Genomic DNA, 19460 nt, shown 5'->3' on the forward strand with positions numbered 1-19460 from the left:
TTATGAAACCCCAACTCCATTTTGCACACGCCAATGGCTTTCCGTCAGCAAGTTACCGTCGCATGCTGGATGGCCTAGCGCCTCATGTCGAACTTAAGACACTGCCGCTGATCGGTCACGACCCGGAGTATCCGGTGACCAACAACTGGCCCCATCTTAAGCGACAGCTAATCGACAGCATCGAGCGGCAGTGCGACCGGCCGGTAATTGGCCTCGGTCATTCCCTGGGGGGTGGCCTGACCATCATGGCAGCACTGGAGCGTCCCGACTTGTTCTCCAGCATTATTATGCTCGACGTGCCACTGTTCAGCCGGTTCGAAAGCTGGGTGGTGCGCAGCGTCAAAGCACTGGGTCTTATTGACAACCTGACGCCGGCCGGCCGATCAAAACACCGCCGACGCACCTGGCCCAGCGCTGATGATGCCTTGGCTTACTTCCAGACTCGAGGGCTGTTCCGGCATTTTCATCCCGAGTGCATCCGGGACTATCTGACTTGTGCAACCCGTACCGGGGCCGATGGAAGTGTCGAATTGTCTTATGAAGTACCGGTTGAACTGGCCATTTTCCGCACCGTCCCACACACCCTCTGGGTGCAACCCGGGCAGTTGCAGGTGCCCGGAGGCGTTATTCTCGGACGGGATACCGATACCGTGCGCAAACATCAGTATCTGCGCATGAAGCACAAGCTGAATCTGGTTGGGTCGCGTTTGCCGGGCAGCCATATGTTCCCGCTGGAGCACCCGGATGAAACCGCAGCCGAGGTGCTGGCTCTCATTCATCGATTGCATTCGCATCAGGCTGCCTGATATGAAATCCATTTCCCTGCTGGGCGGGCAGGTTCAGGGTGTCGTGATGGGGCAGGGGCAACCTGTGCTGGCGTTGCACGGCTTTCTGGATAACGCCTTCAGTTTCAAACCTCTGTCCGCCGCCATGCCGGAAGTCGAAATCTGGGCGCTGGACTTGCCCGGTCATGGCAACTCGGCAGCACTGGCCATGGCCGAGGGGTGGTCCATTACCCAGTGGTTGCCGGTGCTGGGGCGTGTCATGGATGAACTGAACTGGGACACCTATACATTGCTCGGGCATTCGCTGGGGGCCATTCTGGCGCAAATGCTGGCGGTGGTGGATTCCCGCATCAAGCGACTGATCTGCCTGGATGCGCTCGGCCCGCTGTCCGAGACCGATGACGGCAATCTGGACAGGATGCAGCGCAGCTATCAGCAACGTCAGGATAGCCCGGGCGGACGTCGCTACTACTCGACAACCGATGCCCTGTGGCAGGTTCGGGTTGGTGGCCGGTTTCCCCTGTCACCGGCCAGTGCCCGGGTTTTATCGAGCCGGGGCGTGGGGTTGAATGACCGCGGCTGGTTCCATCGGTATGATCGGCGTCTGCGGCAGGACAGTGCCTGGCGCATGACGGAAAATCAGGTACAGGCGCTGTTGCGTCGTATAGAATGCCCGCTGGATCTGGCCCTGTTTGATGACAGCCCGCTTGGTGCGGCGGGGTCAGTGCTCGACGACCGGCTGGCTTGCGCACCAAACCTCAGTGTGGCTCGGTTTCCCGGAGGGCATCATGCGCATATGGAAACCCCGCAGCCGTTGGCCAGATGGGTGCGTTCGCGTCTGTTGGACCCATCGTCCTAAGCTTGTCATAGCGCCTTCAAACGCCCATTAACCTGAACCTCCGGGAGTAAGTTGAACGTGAAGTTAGCCGGCCTTTCCAACGCAGTTCCCGGAACGTCGCCCTTGCATGAAGAACGCCTCGACAGCGTTTATAAGCGCATCCGGCAAAGCGGTGCACGGCGGGTGCTGGATCTGGGGTGCGGTTCCGGTTCATTGTTGGTCCGGTTGATCAACGATCCACAGTTTTCACACATTGTAGGTCTGGAATCCTCCGGCGTGGGGCTGGCGGTTGCGCGAAATATGTTCGCCGACAGCCTGGCCAGCGGCCGGCTCAGGCTGGTCGCCGGTTCCTACGCAGAACCGCACCCGGCGCTGACTGGTTTTGACATGGCGGCCATGGTGGAAACCATTGAGCATGTTAAACCGAACGATTTATCCCGGGTGGAGCAGGCCGTGTTTGGGCAGATGCGCCCGCACCGCCTGATCATGACCACGCCAAACCGGGAGTACAATCCCCTGTTGGGCCTTGCGCCCGGCGAGTTTCGGGAGCCTGACCACAAGTTTGAGTGGGACCGACAGAAGTTCATGCAGTGGTCGCGCGGGGTGGCGGCTCGCAACGGCTATGCCGTGCGCTTCGCGGGTATCGGTGAAGCCGACCCGGAGCTCGGAGCGCCGACCCAGACAGCGACGTTCTCGCTGCCTGCCTGACCGGCCATGCCGACATCCGGTTAACCAATGTTGAAGACCGGTTAAAGTTATCGGTCGGCTCAGGGTATACTGTGCGTTACTTGTCACCGTTCGGAACCTCAATTTCAATGGCTTTAATCGACAGCGCGGTCAACTTATCCAGTACCGACGACCAAACCGACTGCATCGAGCACTTTACCCGCCTGGGCGACTGGGTGCGGTTTGCCGCCAGCGCCATGGACGCCCACCAGGTCTTTTTCGGACACGGATTCGAATCTGGCTGGGATGAATCGGTGTTTCTGTGCTTGCGTGCGCTGGATCTCGATTGGGATGCGCCGCCCGAGGTGTTGTCGGCAACCCTGTTGCCACGAGAGCGCAGACTGCTCTGGACGCTGATTGGCAGACGTTGTCTCGAGCGGATTCCAACAGCCTATCTGCTGGAAGAAGCCTGGTTTTGTGGCGAGCCGTATAGGGTCACGCATGATGTGCTGATTCCCCGGTCGCCCATTGCCGAGCTGATAGAGGCCCGGTTTTCGCCCTGGCTGCCGCAATCACCAAACCGGATTCTGGATCTGTGCACCGGCAGTGGTTGTATTGGTATTGCGATGGCGCGTGCTTTCCCGGATGCCAGCGTCGACCTGAGTGATCTCAGCGATGCAGCCGTTTCCATTGCTGTCGATAACGTGGATCAAAAAGACCTGGGGTATCAGGTGCGGGTGCTTCAGGGCGATCTGTTTGCCACACTGGAAGGGGAGCAATACGATTTGATTGTCGCCAATCCGCCGTACGTCGATGAAGACGATCTGGCGACCATGCCGGCCGAGTTTCATCACGAGCCGAGACTTGGCCTGGCGGCCGGCCATGATGGCCTCGAGCTGGTACACCGCATTCTGCGAGAAGCGCCTCAATACCTGACAGACGATGGCTGGCTGGTCTGTGAGGTTGGCAACAGCTTTGGCGCCCTGACGACCGCCTACCCGGATATGGACCTGCACTGGCCCGATTTTGAGCGGGGCGGTCACGGTGTTTTTCTGGTCTCGGCGGCTGAACTCAGGTTGCATTTTGCTTGATCGCTGCCGGCGAATAAGACACTCGGGCGCAAGCCAGCATGAGGCTGACTGCGAGTCCCGTGGCCAGCAACCGCAGCCCCACCTTTTATATGGCCCGGTATCGGGCCTGTTTTAATGGAGTGATACACGCTCATGTCTGGAAATACTTTTGGCACCCTTTTTACTGTCACGACCTTTGGTGAAAGCCATGGCCCGGCTCTGGGCGCCATTGTCGATGGCTGCCCACCCGGGCTGGAGCTTAATGAAGCCGTGCTGCAACGCGATTTGGATCGACGCAAGCCGGGCACCAGTCGCTACACCACCCAGCGACGGGAAGACGATGCGGTGCGCATTCTAAGCGGTGTGTTTGAAGGCCGTACCACAGGAACGCCCATCGGCCTGATGATTGAAAACACCAATCAGCGGAGCAACGATTATAGCGACATCATGAACACCTACCGGCCGGCCCATGCCGACTATGGGTACGACCAGAAATATGGCTTTCGGGATTATCGTGGTGGTGGACGCAGCTCGGCGCGGGAGACCGCCATGCGCGTTGCCGCCGGTGCCATTGCCAAGCAGTACCTCGCGTTACGAGGCATTCAGATTCAGGGCTACCTCAGCCAGCTCGGCCCGATTCGGGCTGAACGGATTGACTGGGACGCGGTTGAAACCAACCCCTTCTTCTGTCCTGACCCGGATAAAGTACCGGAAATGGAAGCCTACATGCAGGCCCTGCGCAAAGAGGGTGATTCCATTGGTGCCCGCATCAGCGTGCGTGCTACCGGTCTGATGCCTGGCTTGGGTGAACCCATTTTTGACCGACTCGATGCCGATCTTGCCCACGCCCTGATGAGCATCAATGCGGTAAAAGGCGTCGAGATCGGTGATGGCTTTGAGGTGGTTAACCAGAAGGGCAGTCATCATCGCGATGAATTGTCGCCGCAAGGGTTTCTGAGTAATCATGCAGGCGGCATTGTCGGCGGTATCTCGACCGGGCAGGCGATTGAGGCGCACATTGCGCTGAAACCGACATCAAGTATTACCGTACCTGGCAAAAGCATTACCCGCAGTGGCGAGCCAATTGAAATGATCACCAAGGGGCGGCATGATCCCTGTGTGGGTATACGCGCCGTGCCTATTGCCGAGGCGATGATGGCCATTGTGTTGATGGACCATCTGTTGCGCCACCGGGCGCAGAATGCAGGGGTGGTGCCGCCGTTGCCGCCCATAGCGGGACAGGTTACAGATAACTGACCGACACTGAGGTGCTCACCCAGTGACGACGAAGCGGGAGTTGGGAATGACAATAACCAAAAAATTGATGGTAGCAGTGCTGGCACTGGGTATCGCTGGTACGGCCATGGCCGATGTCGCCAGAAGCCACTTCACCCGGGGAATCACCGACCGGGAGCCGGTCGATCACCTGACGACAGCCAGCAACATCAACCCGCTGTTCTTCTTCACCGAACTGGTGGACATGGCCGGAACCGAAGTGACACACCGCTGGCGGTTCGAGGGGCAAATAATGGCGGACGTTACCTTTCAGGTAGAGGGGCCACGCTGGCGGGTTTATTCCAGCAAAGAGCTGGTGCCCGAATGGAATGGTCTCTGGACGGTTGAAGTGCTCGGGCCCCAGGGCAACCCCCTGACCCGCAGCAGCATCAGCGTTCTGATTGATCGATAACACAGACCCGCGTGCTGAGGGTGATGGCATCCACCCAGGGGACTTCCCGCACGATGGCGGCAAACGTCGCCTGCCAGCCGTCGGTGAGCTGACCGGGTAATACCGTCAGTTCCAGTGTCGTTTTTTGCTGGTGGTAGTGAATGTTCAGCTGTTCATAACCGCGTATGGCGCGCTCGAATAACAGGTTCTCGATCGCCGGGCGCAACGGGGCCAGCGGCGCGGGCGTTGCGTCTGGCAAGTCCGGCTCGTGGTCTATGTGCAGGGTAACGTCAGTGACATTGCTGAACCTTTCCTTGATAGACCGCAAGGCCCACTCATTAATCTGATGCCCCTCTGATACACTCAAATACCCGCCTACCTGAATATGGGCGTCAATAAAGACGCTTGGCCCCATCATTCGGGTGCGCAGCATGTGAACGTCTTTCACCCCAGGTACCGAGGCCAGTACTTGCTTGAAGGCCTGTTGCTGTTCCGGGTCGACGCCCCGGTCGACAAGCTCCTGCAGGGCATTCCAGGTAAGACTGATGCCCATATGCCCAATCAAACCGGCAACGACAACAGCGGCAATGATTTCCACGGTTGGGTAACCCAGCATTGTGGCAACAACGCCTACCAGTACCACCAGCGAGGAAAGACTGTCGGAGCGCGCATGCCAGGCATTGGCCGCAAGCAACGGCGAGCGTGCCCGGCGCGACTGGAACAGGGCGTAGTGAAACAGTCCTTCCTTGAGTGCCAGAGCAATCAGTATGGTCACCAGAGCGGCGAGGCTTGGCTCAGGCCGGGTAGCTTCAAAAAACAAATGAATGCTTTCGTAGGCGATGCCAGCGGCCACCGCCAACAATAAGCCGCCGAGCATAACGGTACCCAGCGTTTCGAATCGGGCGTGTCCATAGGGGTGCTCGGCATCGGCATCGTGATGGGACACCTTGGCCAGAATAATCAGTGGTACATCGGCGGCCAGGTCGCTGAGGCTGTGCATGGCGTCGGCAATCAGGGCCGGTGACTTGACGCTGACACCGACCACGATCTTGATCACGAAGGCGATGGCATCGACGGCAACGCAAATCCAGTTGGTGCGGTCGATCACTTTCTTACGTGCTTCTTGGCTCAGTACTGGTTGATTGTTGCTCGTGGTCATGCGCGTCCCCGGTAGGCTGCATCGGTAGGCGGGATCATATCGCCATCTTCATCCAGTTTCGGGTAGGGTAGCCCTCTCTGGTCACAATAGCGCGCCATTTTGGGTTGTGCCCAGCGAAACAGGGTACGGTGATAGTCATCGTCTTCAGCCACGGGGCGCAGGTAGTGGCCTGCTGCCTGGCGCTGATGCAGTGCTTCCTGAAGAATGATGGCGGCTGCGACTGACACATTGTAGCTCTCCACCATGCCCACCATCGGTATGGTCAGGTGCACGTCAGCCTCAGCGCTGGCGGTCTCGCTCAGTCCATATTTTTCGGCACCCATGACCAGGGCGAAGGGCTGGGTGTAATCGGCGTCCCGGTAGCTGATGGCTCGCTCAGACCATTGGGCGGCATAGAGTTTTAAGCCCTGGTCGCGGGCTGCCTGCAGCGCCACTTCAATGCTGGGGTGACCTATTGAGGTGACAAAGCGGGAACTGCCGCCGGCGGTATGATGATAGACCAGCCGGCCCCGGGCCGGTTGCACCATATGAACGGTGGTGATGCCGACAGCATCGGCGGTGCGCAGCATGGCGGAGATGTTTTGCGCCTTGTGCACCTGGTCGGTCACCAGCGCCATATCGGGTTGGCGCTGTTGCAACACGGTCTTGAATTTGTCGAAACGGGAACGGCTCATGGTGTGGTATCGGGGCTTGCTGAGTTCGGCGTGCAGTATACCGCAGTCGCCCGGGGAATTTGAGCGCTGCAGCCGGCTAAGCTGACAGCGCGTTGGGACTTTGGTTTATCGGGTGAAAGGGTTTGCCGTGGGCAGGTCGATTGCGTTTTTGAACTGGCTCAGTGTCAGGCTGTCGCGGCCGAATGAAAGGTCCTTATCGGACATGACTGACTCTCCAAACGAATACATAACTTTCAAACCATGTTTCCGGGTGTCGGCATCGTACTGTTGCTGTGCCTCGCTCACCGCTTCGTTACGGTGTTGCCATTCGGTAATGGCCCGTTCGCCATGGCGTTCGGTCATCAGCGAGAGGGTGCTGGCTGGTGACAGAATCAGCGCGCTGGCATTGTTACCTCCAAAGCCTTTCGAGTTGATCAGGGTGCCCAGCATGTCGGCACCCTTTTGTCCGGCGTAATGGTGGTTCATTAGAATGTTCAGATGCGACTGGTTCACGTCATCAGCAATGTGATCGATGGTGCGAATACCGGGTATCCAGCCTTCAGCCCAGACACCCAGTGCCGTGGTGAGCTGATCACCGGCTGCCGGGCCCAGTGAATGGCCAACGTAGGATTTGATGGCTGAGATGGCCCAATGGTCGATGCCGAAGGTTTTGGCGACTTCATTGAAAATATGCGATTCGGTGACGCGATTCTGAGGCGTTCCGGTGCCGTGTGCCATTACAAAGGTGCGCTGGAGACCGGCAACCCCGAGTATGGCACGGGCCAGGGAGGTGGCTTTGGCCAGCGTGATGTAGTTGCCGACCCCGGGTCCGGAAATCGACTTCTTGTTGGCATCGGCGTTGACGAATACATCGGCGACGCTGCCATGGACGGTGGCGCCGGTTTCCAGTGCCAGCTCATCGTCCATCAGCACCACGAACTGGCTGGATTCGGCCATGGTAAAGCCCGCATTGGAGGAGAACGGGCGGCAGGCGCGCCGGTTGTCGGTGACATCGCTGTTGTCGAGCTGCCTGAGCTGCTCGTCTTCGGCCAGCGCGCCCATGATGCGAAAGCCTTCCATGATCTCGGGGACGACCGGTGCTTCTGAATTGCCAACGATGGCAACGCGGCACTTGCCCGCTTCAATATCGGCAATACCCTGGCGCAGATTATACAGGAAGGTGGCGCAGGCACCGGCGTTGGAGCCGGTATTGCCGACGCTGTTGAGAATGTAGCTGTTGATGAAGTCGGCGGTCATTTCCGGCATCGACAGTGGCATCATTTTGGAGGTGATGCGATTTCCGGTCAGCGGCGACTGATACAGGCCTTTCAGACCGGCCTGGTCCATTTGCGAGATGGAAGAACCGGCATACACCGAGACCTGATCCGGTCGAATGCGATCGAGCACCGATTGCCAGGGCATGCCTAGCGACCGGACGGCATCTGACGCGCCATAAACCGCCATTTGCAGTCCGCGCGGGTGGTGCGCCGCGTTGTAGTAGTCGGCCGGGTTAAAGCCGTCAGGCAGTGTGCCTGCCGATGAGACCCTGGACTGATAAGTCTCCGGCAGCAACACGGCCATCGCCTGATCGACTTGAACGTCAACCGGGTCGGCGCTGGCATCCGTAACCTGCCAGCCAGCCGGCAGTGGCTTCGGCAGTTGGGATCGTTTGAGCTGAAAGTGGAGGCCATCGGGGTGCTTCAGGGTGGCTTTGCGGTGCGTCGGCACGGCATCCGGGTCGAAGTGACTGGCCGGGTTGATGCGACGAATCAGGGTACCGTCGAGCAATGTCTGATGATCGGTACTGGCCGGATCGAGCTTCATCAGACGCGACAGGTCCTGCCAGGTGGCTGCCATCTTCTGGTCATCAAGTGCTTCGTGCACCATGCGACGATAAGCGTGATGCAGGGAGACCCGGCCAGCAGGGTTGATGCCTCCAAATCCGGTGATGACGGGAAGTTTTCTCATGGTTAAACGCCTGTGATTCGTTCGCTTAAAAGTCAGTGTGCATGACTATAGTGCCTGTTTCGGCGCTAAGGTATTACTATCATGCCGAATGATGTAACTTATAAGCCATTATTTGCGTATTGAGAGCCGTTGTTCATGAAAATAGCCTTTGTTGTTTGCGAACAGGCCCTGATGACGGGACTGGCCCTGCCGCTGGAGATGTTTTACGCCGCCAGCCGACACCGGGTTCGCCACCGGCGCCAGGAGAACCTGACGCTACAAGTGGTGGGTGAGGCGACAACAACGGTATTGACCGGTGGCCTGCGCATCGTGCCCGATACCAACTTTGATCAGGCCGACCAGGCTGACCTGGTGTTTGTGCCCCCTTTGTGGGGAACTCCCTGGCCAGTGCTGCAAGGCAGTCAGCCGCTGCAGCGCTGGCTGGCCAGACAATACCAGGCCGGGGCGCGCCTGGCGGCGACTGGAACCGGCGTTGGGCATCTGGCCGAAGCTGGCTTACTGGCTGGCCGGGTGGCGACAACGCACTGGTATTACCTGGAACGCTTTGCCCGCCGCTATCCGGCTATCCGCTTCGAGGGGCACCATTTCGTGACCCATGAAGATGGGATCTATTGTGCTGGCTCGATCAATGCCCAGACCGACCTGGTACTGTTTCTGATTGAACAGTCCTTCGGCGAGGAAGCGCTGGCCCTGGTGGAACGACAGTTTATGCATGAGCTGAAACGCACCTTTTCAACGCCGTATTTTGAACCGGGTGGGGCGATTCATCACGATGAGGGGGTGAGCCTGGTGCAGTCGTGGGTTCGCCAGCATCTGGCGGAGGAGATTACCGTCGATGCTCTGGCGGGCCTGCTCGATCAATCGGTGCGAAATTTCAGCCGCCGGTTTACCCAGGCGACCGGCGAGAGCCCAATGGAGTATGTGCAACGTCTGCGTCTGGAGCACGCCCGAGAATTGCTGCGCGACAGCAACCTGACCGTGGCCGAAGTCGCCGAGTTGAGTGGTTACCGCAATCCGGCCTATTTCGGCAAGGTTTTTCGGCAAAAACTGTCACTGACACCGGGCGCATACCGCAAGGTAGTGCGCAGCAAGGTGTTTGCGGCCGGTTAGTCCGACGGTTCGTTTTTCGCGCGTGCTTTGGCCGCTTTTTTGAGTGGGCGTAACCAGGCGACGGCATAGATAAAGGTGGCGAGGGTGGTACCTGTCAGCAGCAAACCGCCGAGCAGGCCGCGCGGTGAGAAGATCAGCACGATGCCGTAGATCAGGTAACCCAACAGCAAAAAACTCATCCAGCTGACGCCGCCCGGGGTAGGGCGCAGCGCAACCAGAACAACCAACAACAGAGGCAGGCTGACAAAGAAACCAACGACCAGGCAGGAGGCAATCCATTCGCCCACCGGCATGCTGCCAAAGGCCGGTCCGTACAGAAAGGCCCCGGCATAGATGCTCAAAAACATCAGCCAGTAGCTGGTGCGCAGTCGACGGTTCAGATTAACCGTCTGGCCTTTTTCATTCGTCATCAGTACCTACCTTCAGTGCAAGTTGAGCCAGGCGTTTGCCCTGGTGTCTGGCCAGTTGGCGAACCTCATCGGTTAGTGGCCGGTGTGACGGTCCGGCTACGTGAGAGCTGCCATAGGGCGTACCCCCCTGAAAGCCGTCGTGCAGGTGCTTTTCGGTGAACGGCAGCCCGGTGATGATCATGCCATGGTGCAGCAGAGGGATCATCATCGACAACAGGGTCGACTCCTGACCGCCATGCGGGGTCGTGGTACTGGTAAACACACTGGCGGGTTTGCCCACCAGTTTGCCCGATACCCAGAGTGAGGAGCTTTGCTCGAGAAAATATTTCAGCGACGCGGCCATATTGCCAAAGCGACCGGGTGAGCCGAGTGCCAGACCGTGACAGTTGGCGAGATCGTCGAGTGTGCAGAACAAGGGGCCATCGTCAGGAATGTCGCTGCCCATTACTTCATGGTCGGCGCGCACTGCCGGCACGGTTCTCAGTCGCGACTCGATGCCAGCCACTTCATCGACGCCGGAGGCGATGGCTTCAGCCAGTTGCGCCAGGCTGCCGTAGCGGCTGTAATACAGAATCAGCAAATAGGGCACTTACAGAATCTCCCGAATGGCTTCGGGCGGGCGGCCAACACGTGCCCCTTTGCCGGTTACCAGTATGGGTCGCTCAAGCAATTTTGGGAACCGGACCATGGCATCCAATATCTGTTCATCGCTGCTGCTGCTGTCGAGTCCGGCCGTCTTTGCATCGGCTTCCTTGCGACGCAGTACATCGGCGGCAGAGAGACCCAGTTGCTTCAGCAGGGTTTTCAGTTCGGCGACAGACAGGGGGTCGGTGAGATACAGTCTGACCTGGTAATCGATGCCCGCGTCGTCAAGCAAAGCTTTGGCTTCGCGGGATTTGGAACAACGCGGATTGTGATACAAGACGGGGGTGGTCATGGCGGATATCCTGTCAGTCAACATGAGAGGCGACTCTGGCCCGGGGCCCTCGGGTACTTGAACGAGGAAACAGGGCGAAAGGTCTGCGGGGATTGTAATGAGTAACGCAGCAGAGTGACACCACCGGGCTCAAGGAGACCCAATGACTGAACTGGATAAGATGCGCAGCGGTGCAGTATTTAACCCGCTTGACCCTGAGCTTCGGCAGTTACGCTTTCAGGCCCGGGAGCGTTGCGCCCGGTTTGCCCATGCGCCCACCCCTGGCAACCTGAGACGACTGACCGCCCTGTTTGGCGCCTGCGGTCAACACACCTTTATCGAACCGGGCATACAGGTCGATTACGGCACTCAGATACGGTTGGCGGACAGGGTGTATCTGAATTTCGGGTGCGTGTTGCTCGACAGCGCCTGGATCGACATCGGCGAGGGAAGCCTGGTCGGGCCCGGCGTCCACCTTTATACCGTGTCACACCCGCTCCATACGGAGCAACGTGCTCTCGGTGAAGAATTTGCACGCCCCATTACCCTGGGTCGAAACGTATGGGTGGGTGGTCAGACGGTCATTTTGCCGGGCGTTACCCTTGGCGATGGCGCGGTAGTGGCGGCCGGCTCGGTGGTTCGGGAATCGGTTCCAGCAAGGACTCTGGTGGCGGGTAACCCGGCCCGTTGGGTGAAGGAGTTACCGGCTTAACCCTCCGGCCCGAGCCCGTACAAGCGCTCAATTTCATTTTGATGCCACATCGCGGCTTCCGCACCCCGGTCATTGCCCTGATAGACGCCGAGGGCCGTGAGCTGTTGAAAAAACCCGGGGCGTGGAATCGGATCTTTGCCGTTCTGTATGACCATAGCGGCCCGCTGCGGTCGCTCAAGGCGGGCATCGTCTTCCTGTATTGCTTCGAGCAAGGCCGCCAGCGCTTGAATTTGCCCTGGCGGGGTGAGGCCAATGGCATCGGCCACGGCCTTGTAAGTGGCTGTCATGCGGCGTAAGCGCAATCCTTCCAGTACATGCAGCAGAGCGTTGGTGTCGGTCATCGGGCGCCAATCGCAGCTGGTTTCAGGGTGTATTGACGCAGCATGGCGGAGAACTCCGAGAGTGCCTCTACACCGGCTGCATCGGCTTTTTCGCACCAGGCTTTGAACGCTGCCATTAATTCCTCTTTCGAGCGGGTGCGCAACGACCAGATGTGATTGAGCTCTTCTTTCAGGCTGTGGAGCGTGCGCAGTTCCGGGTGTTTTTCAAAGAAAGTGTTCATCCAGTCGTGCCGTGCGTCATCCCAGTGTTCCTGGTTTTGCGACAGCCACTGCACCAGACCACGGTAATGCGCCCCGGCCGATGCCTTGATGCGGCGGTCACTTCGAATGGTGCGACGCAACACCTGCCGCTTGAACTGGGCCATTATACGAAAGCGGTCGTTGGCCGCAGCCAGAGCGGTATCGGCGTCGATCATGGATTTGCTGGCCACCTTGTGCACCACCGGGCCACGGCGAATGTCCCACGCCAGACCCATTAGCTGCAGGGTTCTGATGTAAAACCAGCCAATGTCGAATTCATACCAGCGCGAAGAGAGCCGGGCGGAGTTGGGGTAAGTGTGGTGATTGTTGTGCAACTCTTCCCCACCGATGAAGGCGGCGATGGGCACCAGATTGCGCGCGGCATCGGGGCTTTCAAAATTCCGGTAGCCCCAGTAGTGCGCAAGACCGTTAATAACGCCGGCAGCCCAGATAGGAATCCACAGCATTTGCACGGCCCAGATGGTCAACCCAATGGGCCCGAAAAGGGCGATATTGATGGCGGCCATGACAGCGATGCCCAGGTAATTGCCAACCGGGTGGCTGTATATCTTGCGCTCCAGCCAGTCGTCCGGTGTGCCATTGCCAAAGCGCGACAGCGTCGCCGGGTCGGCGGCTTGCTTGTAGAGTTCCGAGCCTTCCAGCAAGACTTTTTTAATGCCCAGTACTTGCGGGCTGTGAGGGTCTTCTTCTGTTTCACAGGTCGCGTGATGGCGGCGGTGGATGGCCGTCCACTCCTTCGTTTTAATTGACGTGGTCAGCCACAGCCAAAAACGAAAGGCGTGTTTCACGGCCGGGTGCAATTGCAGTGCTCTGTGGGCTGAATGCCGGTGGAGAAAGACGGTTACGGCAATAATGGTGAAGTGTGTCAGAATCAGTGTATATACCAGTGGGTGCCACCACTGCCACTGCAACAGGCCGGTTGCCAGGGACATTCGTATTTCCTCTTGAATTTCAGTCGTCAGTATAGGTCGGGCCGGGCTTACCTCCAACCCGGTTTACCCTGTATAGCCCAGACTAATGACGGGAACGCGGCAATAAGCGACGTACAGGGTCACTCTTGCGGAAGGGGATCAAATTTAAAAGTGTGACAAAAGTCACATATGCCGCAATTTGTAAAGAGAGTGTGAAGCCGTTCCGCTTGCGTGTTCGCCTTTATTGCTATGTTCGCCCAATTACCAATAGCCCTCGGCTGGGTGGAGCGAACAACTATGGAATTGCAACAATCAAACAGTGATGTTTCCGGGTGGGTCCGGCGATTGGGTGGATTGGCATTGGCCGGTCTGCTGACCATGCTGGTCGGCTGTGCCCAGGATTTCGACGGCGATGATACGTCAGCCCGGTCCCTGAACGAGGCCGGCAAGTCACTCTATGCCAAAGAATGCGCCTCCTGTCATGGCGGCAGTGGCGCGGGCGGCTCTGGCGGTCCACTGGTCGGCTGTGCATCTTGCGGCAGTACCGATTCTCTGATTGCCAAAATTAAAAAGGACATGCCCAGTGCGTCCAGTCCATTGCGTGGTCAGAATGCACAAGATGTTGCCGAGTATGTTTATGTCGCCTTCAATGAATCTACCAGGGGCAGTGTCGATCGGGCCATTCCCGGTGTTGCAACACTGACACCTCGCGAGGCGGTCTACAAGCTGGCGTTTGAGCTGGCCGGTCGCTTGCCGGAACCTGAAGAAGTCACCCGTTTTTCAGAAAGTCTGGAAGGCGAGCGTGAAGTGGTAGCCGGATTCATGGAAGAAGATTACTTCTATGAACGGTTGAAAGACGTGTTCAATGACAGTTTTCAGACGGACGAATATCGCCGAACAAACGGTGGTCGACCGGATGAAGTGTACAACCGGGATGTCAATGATAACGACAATCAGAACATATTCGACAGTATGGACTGGTATGACCGTGTTCTGGATCCTGACAATAATGACATGGCTGACTTTCCGCTCAGTGAAGGCTACCTGCGTCATTTCTCTGATGAAGCGCTGTCTCGCAAGCCGTTGTTGTTTGTTGAATTTCTGGCCCGCAACGACCGTGATTTTCGCGAGCTCGTCAGTGGAAAGTATACGGTTGCCAATGCCTTCTCCTGGTATGCATTTGCCGGAGACACTGACAAGCCCAATGTAAGAGCGGTTGATCCCGATGCTTCGGCTAGCAATGGTGCTCTTCCGATACTGCCAGAGCCTGAATGGGACTCTTGGCCCAATGTTGAATCGTTGAACGACTATCTGGATGTCGCTGATCTGGTTGGCCGTGACACAAACGGTAACTCAACTCGGACCAATGGAAATTTGACCGCTCAATACGTCATGGAAGCATTTCCTTACGACCCACGCGACATTCGTGCTGTTCAGTTGTACTACACCGATGTGGGTGGCAACGTTAAAAATGCAGGTGTTCCACATTCGGGTGTTTTGACGGACTTGGTATTTCTTAATAAGTTTACGGCAATGGATACCAACCGCCATCGTCATCGTGCTCGCATGGTCTACTGGTTCTTTGGTGGCAAGGATTTGCTAGCCATTGAAGGAAACCGTGATGTTGCCGCTCTCGAACTGGATGAAGCGTCAAATGCGTCAGTGGGGATTAGTGATCCAACCAAGACAAATGCTGATTGTGTCGTCTGCCACAAAATAATGGACCCCGTTGCTGAAGCGTTCAGTCATTTTCGACTGGATGGCGTCTACCAGGACGATGAAGAGCTGAGTGAGCTGGACCAGGGTGAAGTTCCACTCACGCCTGGTGTTCAGGTTGGCTGGTCACAGCTGGGTGCCGATTTTGATGAATTCAGCCCCAGCAACAACTACAACGGACGAGAAGTGCAATGGCTCGGTGAAACCATCGCTCAGGATGCCGCTTATGCACGCGGTATCAGTCAGATTGTGGTGCGCGGATTAATTGGTCAACCAATTATGGGTGCCCCGAACCCGGATTCACCTCAGACTTATCGTGATGCCTATGCGCAGCAGTCCCGCTTGATTACCAATGCCGCCTCTGAATTTTCCGCCTCTGGCTATGACATCAAAGAGTTGGTTTTTGCGATCACCAAGAGTGGGTACTATCGAGCTCGCGGACTGTATCAGCCAGGTATGTCAGATGAATACGACAGCCTTGGCACAGCACGGTTGATTCCTGCTCACTTGCTGAATCAGAAATTGCGTTCGATCAATTCGGGCGGTTGGCGCAGTACGGTCAACCTTTACCAGCGCACGGGTCGCCGTTTTATGGGTGGTAAAGATTCTCGTGAAGTTTTGGAAGACGCAGACTCTGCCAGTGGCATTATCGCGACACTCACTCAGGCAATGGCCGTAGAGGAGTCTTGTGATGTGGTCCGAAATGAGTTCGATATAACAAGATCTGAACGCAGTTTGTTTCGATTGGTAGAAACATCGACTGACTTGGAAAGTGACTCGGGTATTAACCGGCGTTCTGAAGCTCTGGCCATTCGCACCACCATTCAGTCGCTTTACCTGGCATTACTGCATGAAGAAGTTGAGCTTAACAGTGAAGATGTGGACATCGCCTTCGAATTGTTCAGAACCGTCGTAACCGAGGACATTGAGTCCGGTTGTAACGTTTCGAGTAATGCCGAGCACGCCTGGTTTGCTGTGCTGGTGTATCTGATGAACGACTATCGCTTTATTTACGGATAAGGGTCACCCAGATGAAACGCCGTGATTTTATTAAAACACTCAGTGCAACCGGTATGGCCGTGTGCAGCCCAATGGCATTGACGTCGCGTGCTTATGCGGAGTCGACACCCGTAAACCGGTATTTTGTATTCCTGCATCTGGGCGGAGGCTGGGATCCCACCTCATTGTGTAATCCCAAAGGGAATCGTTTGCGCAATAGCATTGATATCAATGCCCGCGAGGGGGCCTCACCGGTCAACAGATTCAGCGACGGAGCAATTCGGCGAGCGGTTGACGTGGCTATTGAAGCTGGCATCGATGCAGACATGCGATACGCGCCTTTTGTAGGGACCTTTAATCGCGATGATCGGGACAGTGATAATACTGGTCTGTCTATAGACATGATTCAGCGTATGCTGGCTGGTACCGTCGCTGGCGACGTTTTGAATGCGAACACCGAGTCCGGTTTTAGCTGGGCGGCGGCAAAATCTGGCAGTGCTGCGACGATACGGAGCAATGCGGCAGCTATTCTCGAAGGCTCTGTCGACACCATTAATTTTGGTGCCTTGGTTGCTGACAATGCGGACCTGTTTAATGGACTGGTTCGCAATGGCACGAACATGGCCGCTAACCTGTTTGTCTATGATGCGTTTTATTGTCTGTATGCTCAGCATGTCCGTGTATTGAATGGCGTCGACAACCGCACTAATGGTCACGATACCGGTACTCGTTTCGCTGATACAGGCAGTATGGACCCGTCATACCCTGACTTCAGTGCACTGTATGCGGCTGCAAAAGGTGCCGAAATGCCACTGGCCTACATCACCGATGGTGGTGGTAATAATGAGACGGCTGGCTTGGTGGCGCGTTCTAGTGCCAGTGATGTGGGCGTTTTTAGCGTACTGGCTAACCCGGAAGGTAACTACTTGAGCAATGGTCTCGATGCGTTGATTGAGCAAGCCAAAGATCAGCGCCGGGCTGTATTGGCCGAGAAGGAATCCCTTCCGCGGCGAGTTCGTTTGAAAAGTCAGTTGTACATGGTTCGTGATGAAGGCGTCGCTTTCTCCGGCGTGGCGGCAGAACTGGCCACGCCTCCGGTTGGAACAGCCGCCAGAGCATTGGATGACGAAGCCGGAAACAATAACCGGCAGCGGCAAATGCGCATTGGCGCAGCTGCAATGGATGCTGGTATGGCGTCGTCCATGCAGATCGGGTTTGGCGGGTTCGACACGCATAACAACCATGACAACAGTCATTTTCAACGCATCCGTACGGTATTGGTTGACCTGCATTACTTGTGGCGCGCGCTTGACGTGTACAACATTCGAGATAAAACCACCATCGTTCTTGGCTCGGACTTCGGCCGAACGCCATGGTTTAATGGCGGTGATGGCAAGGATCACTGGGCGGTTACCAGTTATATGCTGTTGGGGCGTGATGTCGTTGGCGGCAGTGTGGTTAATGCGACTGATGATTTGGTTGGTCCGCGTAATGTCCAGCTTCAAGATGGGCGGCTCGTTCCTACAGCCTCAAACAGCACGGGTATCCGGATGACGCCCGCACACCTGCACCGGCAATTGCGGGCAGCTGGTAATATCCAGAACCACGCCTTTTCGCAACGTTTTCCGATTGACGTTGACGCAGATCTGCCGATACTCGGCTAACAAAAACAATCCTTTGGCAGTGTGCCCCCTGGGGCGCATTGCTTGCGGTAAACGGATAGTGCAGATGACAGACATGACATTGGTAAAGGCAGCAAAGGCGAGTGGATTGGCGATGCTCTGCCTCGTTGCACTGGGCGGCTGTACAACCGTTCAACCCTGGGAGCGCGGTGTGCTGGCTAAAAAAGAAATGAGCTGGTCTCCGAACCGGCTCGAATCGACACTGAACGGCCATGTGTATTTTTCAAAAGAAGCGTCATCGGGTGGCGGTGCCGCTGCCGGTGGCGGTTGCGGTTGTAATTGAGGATAACGGATGTCTGAAGCAGTAAAGCAGTTGGCCCGTAGTGCACTGGCCATTCCCGGGCTGGTTTCAATGGCACAGGCTGCCGCCCCGGCAGACTCGGAAGCAGGGTATCAGTACACCTATTACACCGAAGATGATTCCCCGGAAAGTCGCACCGACGGTGGCGCTCAGGAGCGTTACACCATTCAGGTGCATCAGTTTTACCTAATGATGCCTTATGGTTCCAACATGAGCTGGGATGTCGAAGGCAGCTTCGAAACCATGTCGGGTGCCTCTCCGGTATACACCTACCTGGATGACGAAGACGTCACTCGGGTGTATATGGCTGGCGCATCCATTGAGCGCCGTTTCGATTTGTACGGGACTGGCCGTTATTACTGGTCGCAAGCTGATATTGGCGCACAGGCGGGTATATCCGTTGAACAGGATTATCTGGCGCTGAGTTCCGGCATCGATGGTTCGCTGCAAATCAATGATCAGATGACAACGCTCAGTGGCGGGGCGACGCTGGGGTATGATTTCCTGGACCCCACTCAGGACTACTCCGATCCGGCCGATCAGCAGGCAAACACCCCGGGGCGTTTTGCCGCCAAAGACCAGACCAAATGGCAGGCCTCCATCTTTGAAGGCATCAGCCAGATCATTGATATGAACACCGTGGTTCAGGCGGGTGTTAGTGTGACCCATCGTTCCGGCTACATGTCAGACCCCTACCGTGAGCGGGCGGGGGCCGAGGTGCCTTACGATATTCGCCCGGACAGCCGAACTCTGGTAACGCTCTCGGCGGGTGGTCGGAAGTATTTCCCGGGCATTGACGGCGCCCTGCATCTGGATTTCCGGTTTCTGGCCGATAGCTGGGATATCTGGTCGACAACAACTGATCTGTCCTGGTACCAGAATTACGCACCCGGCTGGGACTGGTTCGTACGCAATGAAGTGGATTTTCAGCTGATACCTTCGCTGCGTTATTACCAGCAGACTCAGGCTTACTTCTATGAAATACCTGATCATGGTGTGGCAGACCCTTACTACACGGCCGATACAACCACTTATTATTCCAGCGATCCCCGTTTGTCGAATTATGGGGCGTTGAGCATGGGGCTGGCATTAAAAACGGATTTTAGGAACTACTCCTGGACCATCACCGGCGAGCGTTACGCTGCGAACCCCTCCTATGGGTTTAATTTCGATGACGAAACGCCGGGGTTGCCAGCCTTTTGGCGACTGACAACGGGTCTGGATTTCCGTTTTTGACCGGAGCGCGCCTGGATATGACGAGAGATTGGCATTGCACCTCGTCGGCTGAAGCAATGA

Annotated in this window: 20 protein-coding genes; 12 read left to right on the forward strand and 8 right to left on the reverse strand. The window is 56.9% G+C overall.

What is annotated here, in order from left to right; translation table 11 throughout:
• Window positions 1-2 precede the first annotated feature (2 nt).
• From ABJT94_RS10360 to ABJT94_RS10385, 6 genes are all read left to right on the forward strand, one after another.
• A complete protein-coding gene (locus ABJT94_RS10360) occupies window positions 3-806 on the forward strand; it encodes an alpha/beta hydrolase (RefSeq protein ID WP_348475419.1) in 804 nt (267 codons plus the stop codon).
• Between the two features lies 1 nt (window position 807).
• Complete coding sequence (locus tag ABJT94_RS10365) at window positions 808-1644, forward strand: alpha/beta hydrolase (protein WP_348475418.1); 837 nt, start codon at window positions 808-810, stop codon at window positions 1642-1644.
• 57 nt (window positions 1645-1701) lie between these two features.
• Complete coding sequence (locus ABJT94_RS10370) at window positions 1702-2331, forward strand: methyltransferase domain-containing protein (RefSeq protein ID WP_348475417.1); 630 nt, start codon at window positions 1702-1704, stop codon at window positions 2329-2331.
• 107 nt (window positions 2332-2438) lie between these two features.
• Entirely contained in the window at window positions 2439-3380 is a 942-nt protein-coding gene (gene prmB, locus ABJT94_RS10375; RefSeq protein WP_348475416.1) for a 50S ribosomal protein L3 N(5)-glutamine methyltransferase, read from the forward strand.
• A 132-nt stretch (window positions 3381-3512) separates the two neighbouring features.
• Window positions 3513-4616: a chorismate synthase gene (aroC, locus tag ABJT94_RS10380; RefSeq protein WP_348475415.1), complete on the forward strand. Its 1104-nt coding sequence runs from the start codon at window positions 3513-3515 to the stop codon at window positions 4614-4616.
• 46 nt (window positions 4617-4662) lie between these two features.
• Window positions 4663-5046 (forward strand): DUF2914 domain-containing protein, encoded by a 384-nt coding sequence (locus ABJT94_RS10385; RefSeq protein WP_348475414.1) that lies wholly within the window; start codon window positions 4663-4665, stop codon window positions 5044-5046.
• Here the strand turns inward: ABJT94_RS10385 and ABJT94_RS10390 are convergent.
• From ABJT94_RS10390 to ABJT94_RS10400, 3 genes are all read right to left on the reverse strand, one after another.
• Window positions 5024-6184, reverse strand: a complete 1161-nt coding sequence (locus tag ABJT94_RS10390; RefSeq protein ID WP_348475413.1) for a cation diffusion facilitator family transporter — start codon at window positions 6182-6184, stop codon at window positions 5024-5026. The genes ABJT94_RS10385 and ABJT94_RS10390 overlap by 23 nt on opposite strands.
• Window positions 6181-6858: a TrmH family RNA methyltransferase gene (locus tag ABJT94_RS10395; RefSeq protein WP_348475412.1), complete on the reverse strand. Its 678-nt coding sequence runs from the start codon at window positions 6856-6858 to the stop codon at window positions 6181-6183. The genes ABJT94_RS10390 and ABJT94_RS10395 overlap by 4 nt, the downstream gene beginning before the upstream one ends.
• A gap of 105 nt (window positions 6859-6963) precedes the next feature.
• Window positions 6964-8805, reverse strand: a complete 1842-nt coding sequence (locus ABJT94_RS10400; RefSeq protein ID WP_348475411.1) for a beta-ketoacyl synthase — start codon at window positions 8803-8805, stop codon at window positions 6964-6966.
• A 135-nt stretch (window positions 8806-8940) separates the two neighbouring features.
• Here ABJT94_RS10400 and ABJT94_RS10405 point away from each other — a divergent pair, with 135 nt between their 5' ends.
• On the forward strand, window positions 8941-9915 hold the full coding sequence (locus ABJT94_RS10405) for a helix-turn-helix domain-containing protein (protein ID WP_348475410.1): 975 nt from the start codon (window positions 8941-8943) through the stop codon (window positions 9913-9915).
• Here the strand turns inward: ABJT94_RS10405 and ABJT94_RS10410 are convergent.
• Genes ABJT94_RS10410 through arsC form a run of 3 tightly spaced genes read right to left on the reverse strand, consistent with a single transcriptional unit; the run spans window position 9912 to window position 11262 of the window.
• Window positions 9912-10325, reverse strand: a complete 414-nt coding sequence (locus ABJT94_RS10410) for a hypothetical protein (RefSeq protein ID WP_348475409.1) — start codon at window positions 10323-10325, stop codon at window positions 9912-9914. The two genes, ABJT94_RS10405 and ABJT94_RS10410, sit on opposite strands and share 4 nt — an antisense overlap.
• On the reverse strand, window positions 10315-10914 hold the full coding sequence (gene wrbA, locus ABJT94_RS10415) for an NAD(P)H:quinone oxidoreductase (RefSeq protein ID WP_348475408.1): 600 nt from the start codon (window positions 10912-10914) through the stop codon (window positions 10315-10317). The genes ABJT94_RS10410 and wrbA overlap by 11 nt, the downstream gene beginning before the upstream one ends.
• On the reverse strand, window positions 10915-11262 hold the full coding sequence (gene arsC / locus ABJT94_RS10420; RefSeq protein ID WP_348475407.1) for an arsenate reductase (glutaredoxin): 348 nt from the start codon (window positions 11260-11262) through the stop codon (window positions 10915-10917).
• 142 nt (window positions 11263-11404) lie between these two features.
• On the opposite strand from arsC, the gene ABJT94_RS10425 reads away from it, so the two are divergent.
• On the forward strand, window positions 11405-11953 hold the full coding sequence (locus ABJT94_RS10425) for a sugar O-acetyltransferase (RefSeq protein WP_348475406.1): 549 nt from the start codon (window positions 11405-11407) through the stop codon (window positions 11951-11953).
• Here the strand turns inward: ABJT94_RS10425 and ABJT94_RS10430 are convergent.
• Together ABJT94_RS10430 and ABJT94_RS10435 are read right to left on the reverse strand one after the other, a co-directional pair.
• On the reverse strand, window positions 11950-12294 hold the full coding sequence (locus tag ABJT94_RS10430) for a hypothetical protein (protein ID WP_348475405.1): 345 nt from the start codon (window positions 12292-12294) through the stop codon (window positions 11950-11952). The genes ABJT94_RS10425 and ABJT94_RS10430 overlap by 4 nt on opposite strands.
• Complete coding sequence (locus tag ABJT94_RS10435) at window positions 12291-13487, reverse strand: transposase (RefSeq protein ID WP_348475404.1); 1197 nt, start codon at window positions 13485-13487, stop codon at window positions 12291-12293. Before ABJT94_RS10435 ends, ABJT94_RS10430 begins: the two co-directional genes overlap by 4 nt.
• Before the next feature lie 276 nt (window positions 13488-13763).
• Between ABJT94_RS10435 and ABJT94_RS10440 the strand changes: the two genes are divergently transcribed.
• From ABJT94_RS10440 to ABJT94_RS10455, 4 genes are all read left to right on the forward strand, one after another.
• A complete protein-coding gene (locus ABJT94_RS10440) occupies window positions 13764-16202 on the forward strand; it encodes a c-type cytochrome (protein WP_348475403.1) in 2439 nt (812 codons plus the stop codon).
• Between the two features lie 11 nt (window positions 16203-16213).
• Window positions 16214-17845 carry a DUF1501 domain-containing protein gene (locus tag ABJT94_RS10445; RefSeq protein ID WP_348475402.1) on the forward strand — a complete coding sequence of 544 codons (1632 nt, stop codon included), beginning with the start codon at window positions 16214-16216 and terminating at the stop codon, window positions 17843-17845.
• Between the two features lie 64 nt (window positions 17846-17909).
• On the forward strand, window positions 17910-18146 hold the full coding sequence (locus tag ABJT94_RS10450; protein ID WP_348475401.1) for a DUF4266 domain-containing protein: 237 nt from the start codon (window positions 17910-17912) through the stop codon (window positions 18144-18146).
• Window positions 18147-18155: 9 nt separating this feature from the next.
• On the forward strand, window positions 18156-19400 hold the full coding sequence (locus ABJT94_RS10455; RefSeq protein ID WP_348475400.1) for a DUF3570 domain-containing protein: 1245 nt from the start codon (window positions 18156-18158) through the stop codon (window positions 19398-19400).
• Window positions 19401-19460: the final 60 nt, after the last annotated feature.

This window comes from Saccharospirillum sp. (genome assembly GCF_039982735.1).
Taxonomy (GTDB): Bacteria; Pseudomonadota; Gammaproteobacteria; order Pseudomonadales; family Natronospirillaceae; genus Saccharospirillum.